This window comes from Cellulomonas sp. (assembly GCF_017744555.1).
GTDB lineage: Bacteria > Actinomycetota > Actinomycetes > Actinomycetales > Cellulomonadaceae > Cellulomonas.
Genome location: NZ_JAGIBD010000073.1, coordinates 1 through 3,724, shown reverse-complemented (window position 1 = coordinate 3,724; position 3,724 = coordinate 1). Strand labels below are relative to the sequence as shown.

Here is a 3,724-nt window from a genome sequence, read left to right as displayed (position 1 = left end):
CCCGAGGAGGCCCTGCTGGTGCGCATGCCGGTGGGCACCGCGCGGGCGTTCGTGCAGCGCACGCGCCGCGTCGTGGGCGCCGGGCGACCCGCGTGCCCGCGGTGCGGCCTGCCGGTCGACCCGGACGGTCACGTGTGCGACCCGCTCGACGGCGCGTGACCGACCCGGACGACGCGCACGACGTCGACGTCCTCGACGGCGAGCTGGTGGTCGTCGGTCGCGTGACCACGGCGTCGAACGCGACGTTCGTCGGCACGGTCGGCGACGTGCAGGTCGTCTACAAGCCGGTCGCGGGCGAGCAGCCGCTGTGGGACTTCCCCGACGGCACGCTCGCCCGCCGCGAGGTCGCGACGTACCGCGTCTCGCAGGCGCTGGGATGGGACGTCGTGCCGCGCACGTGGCTGCGCGACGGGCCGCTGGGCCCCGGCATGGTGCAGCTCTGGCAGGAGACCGACCCGGAGCAGGACCCGGTCGACGTCGTCCCGACGACGGCCGTGCCGCCCGGGTGGCGCACGGTCCTCGAGGGCGCCGACGAGCGCGGCCGCCCGGTGGCCGTCGTCCACGAGGACTCCCCCGCGCTGCGCCGCATGGCCGTGCTCGACGTGCTCGTCAACAACGCCGACCGCAAGGGCGGGCACGTGCTGCCCGTCGCGGGCGGCCACCGCTACGGCGTCGACCACGGCGTCACGTTCCACACCGAGCCCAAGCTGCGGACCGTGCTGTGGGGCTGGGTGGGCGAGGACCTCGACGCCGACGAGCGCGCGGGCGTCGAGCGCGTGCGCGACGGCCTGCACGGTGCGCTGGGCGACGAGCTGGCGGCGCTGCTGGACGGGGCCGAGGTCGACGCGCTGGTCGCGCGGTGCGAGCGGCTGCTCGCGAGCGGGCGGTTCCCCGGGCCGGAGGCGGCGTCGTCGCCGGTGCCGTGGCCGCTGTTCTGAGCGGACCGGACCTGCGACGACCCCCTGCGGGAGCGCCGGCGGCCCACGGGGCCCCGCGGGACGCCCCTCACCGCCCGGCCTCGACGCCCACCGCCTCGCCGTCCGCCACCCCCGCGCCCGTCACGCCCTGGCGAGCCGCCCCGAGAGCGGCACCCTCGACGTCCACGTCGGGCAGCACGCGGTCCAGCCACCGCGGCAGCCACCAGGCCGCCGGGCCCAGCAGGTGCATGACGGCGGGGATGACCGCGAGCCGCACCACGAACGCGTCCAGCAGCACGCCGAACGCCAGCCCGAAGCCGACCGGCCGGATCATGACGAGGTCGGAGAAGACGAACCCGCCGAACACGGCGACCATGATCACCGCGGCGGCCGTCACGACGGCCCGCCCCGCAGCCGTGCCGACCGCCACGGCGGTGCGCGCCGGCGCGCCGTGCGCGAACGCCTCGCGCATGCCCGACACCAGGAAGAGCTGGTAGTCCACCGCGAGACCGAAGAGCACGCCCACCAGCAGCGTCGGCAGGAAGCTCAGCACGGGTCCCGGGACCCGCACGTCGAGCAGGTCGCCGAGCCAGCCCCACTGGTAGATCGCGACCACGCCGCCCAACGCCGCGACGACCGAGAGCAGGAAGCCCAGCGTCGCCGTCAGCGGCACGAGCAGCGACCGGAAGACGACGGTCATGATGACCAGCGAGATGCCGAGGACCAGGCCCAGGTAGACGGGCAGCGCGGCGGCGAGGCGCGCGGACACGTCGATGTTGCCCGAGGCGAACCCGGCCACGCCGATGGTCACGTCCGCACGTGCCTGCAGGTCGTCCGAGAGCGCACGCAGCCGGTGGACGAGCCGCTCGGTCGACGCGCTCGTCGGGCCCTCGCGCGGGACCACCTGGTAGGCGACCACGCGGCCGTCGTCGGAGGCGAGCAGACGCGCGACCCCCACCACGTCGTCCTGCGCGTCCAGCTCACTGGCCACCTGCGTCGCCAGCACCTCGTCGACCCCCTGCGGCCAGAGCGTGCGATCGGGCGCGGGCAGGTCCGCGACCACGAGCAGCGGCCCGTTGAGCCCCTCGCCGAAGTGCTCGGCCGTGGTCACGTAGGCCCGGTACTGCGTCGTGTCCTGGGCCTCGCTCTTGCCGTCGGGCAGCCCGAGCCGCATCGACAGCGCGGGCAGCGCGACCACCCCGAGCACCACGACGGCGCCGACCACCGTGACGACCGCCCGCCCGGTCGACATCGGCCGGGGGACGCGCGGGGCGACGGGTGCGGACGAGCGCAGCGCCCGCGGCAGGACCCGCCGGCCGAGCAGCCCCAGCAGCGCCGGCGTGAGGGTCAGCGCCACGAGCACGGCGACCACGACGCACACCGCCGCGAAGGTGCCCATGAGCCCGAGGAACGCGATGCCCGTGACGTTGAGCGCGAGCAGCGCGACGACCACCGTGCTCCCCGCGAAGACCACCGCGTTGCCCGACGTGCCGACCGCGGTCCCGATGGACTCGTGCAGCTCGAGCCCCTCCCGCAGCTGGCGGCGGTGCCGGTTGAGCACGAACAGCGAGTAGTCGATGCCGACCGCCAGGCCGAGCATGACCCCCAGGACCGGTGTCACCGACACCATGTCGACGACGCCGGACAGCGCGAGGCACGCCGTGACCCCGACACCGACCCCGGTCACCGCGGTGACCACCGGCAGCGCCGCGGCCAGCGCGGAACGCAGCACGACGAGCAGGACGAGCGCGGCGATGACGACCCCGACGACCTCCCCGACGCCGAGGATCCCCGCGACGTCCTGGGCGAACGTGCTCGAGTAGTCGACCCGGACGCCCTCGACGGGGTGGTCCGCGATCGCGTCGTGGGCGGCCTGCCGCACCTCGCCCGGGATCGAGACGGCCGGCTCGTCGAAGACGACGGCGCCGATCGCGACGGCACCGTCGGCGGAGACGCTGCGCAGGTCGGCCGCCATCTCGATCTGCTCCTGCCCGAGGGCGAGCGCGGCCGCCTGCCGCTCGACCTCGGCCGACGCCTCCTCCAGGGCGGCGGCCTGCGCGGCGAGCTCGGGCACGGCGGCCGGGTCGCCCCCGCCCGCGGCGACGCCCTCCTGGGCGCGCGCGAGCTCCGCGCGCTGCTGCTCGAGCTGGTCACGTGCCTGGCCGACCGCCGCGGTCCCGGCCTCGACCTGCTGCGCCGCGGATGCGCCGTCGCGTGCGAGGACGAACGGGTCGGTGACGCCCTGGACGCCGTCCAGCCGCCCCGCCGCGGCGAGCGCGGCGCTGACGCCCTCCTGCTGCGCGGGTGTGAACGCCGCACCGTCGGTCGTCGAGAACACGACCGTCCCGGCCGCCCCGACCGCCTGCGGCAGCGCCTCCTCGAGGTGCTCCGTGACCCGCTGCGTCGGGGTCCCCGGCAGGCTGAACGTCGCGGAGAGCGTCCCCGCCCCCGCGACGTAGGCCGCGACGGCGAGCGCGAGCAGCACGGTCCACGCGGCGACGACGCGCCACGGGGCGCGTGCGCAGCGCAGGCCCAGGCGACGGAGCAGAACGGCCATGGGGTCCTCCTGGAGGTGCGAACGGTGTCAGGGACGGGGACGCCCGAGGAGCGTCCGGGACGGGGGCACGCCGAGGGGCGGTGCCGGACCGAAGCAGGCCCGGCGGGGTGCGCCGCTCCAGCCGGGCGCCCCCACCACGACGGGCCCCGGCAGCACGTGCGCCGGTCGGGGCCGACGCCCCGGTGGTGCGGGCTCGACGCCCGCGGCACGTCGCGCGACGGCGCCGAGCACGGCGACGACGGCCGCGATC

The 3,724-nt window shown here is 76.5% G+C and carries 4 protein-coding genes; 2 read left to right on the top strand and 2 right to left on the bottom strand.

Features of this window, described 5'->3' with window-relative positions; translation table 11 throughout:
* Window positions 1–159, top strand: a 159-nt coding sequence (locus J7523_RS19995) for a DUF3090 family protein (protein WP_291890490.1), incomplete at its 5' end; no start/stop codon positions are given.
* A complete protein-coding gene (locus J7523_RS19990; protein ID WP_291890488.1) occupies window positions 156–938 on the top strand; it encodes an SCO1664 family protein in 783 nt (260 codons plus the stop codon). The genes J7523_RS19995 and J7523_RS19990, both read left to right, overlap by 4 nt.
* A gap of 67 nt (window positions 939–1,005) precedes the next feature.
* Here J7523_RS19990 and J7523_RS19985 read toward each other — a convergent pair whose 3' ends face one another.
* The gene (locus tag J7523_RS19985; RefSeq protein ID WP_291890487.1) at window positions 1,006–3,474 is read right to left on the bottom strand and encodes an MMPL family transporter; all 2,469 of its coding nucleotides are present in this window, start codon (window positions 3,472–3,474) and stop codon (window positions 1,006–1,008) included.
* A 27-nt stretch (window positions 3,475–3,501) separates the two neighbouring features.
* A partial coding sequence (locus tag J7523_RS19980) for a hypothetical protein (protein WP_291890485.1) occupies window positions 3,502–3,724 on the bottom strand: 223 nt, incomplete at its 5' end.

Bases quoted from the DNA above. Each gene is read 5' to 3' on its own strand.
- J7523_RS19985 (WP_291890487.1), bottom strand. From the start codon at position 3,474: ATGGCCGTTCTGCTCCGTCGCCTGGGCCTGCGCTGCGCACGCGCCCCG.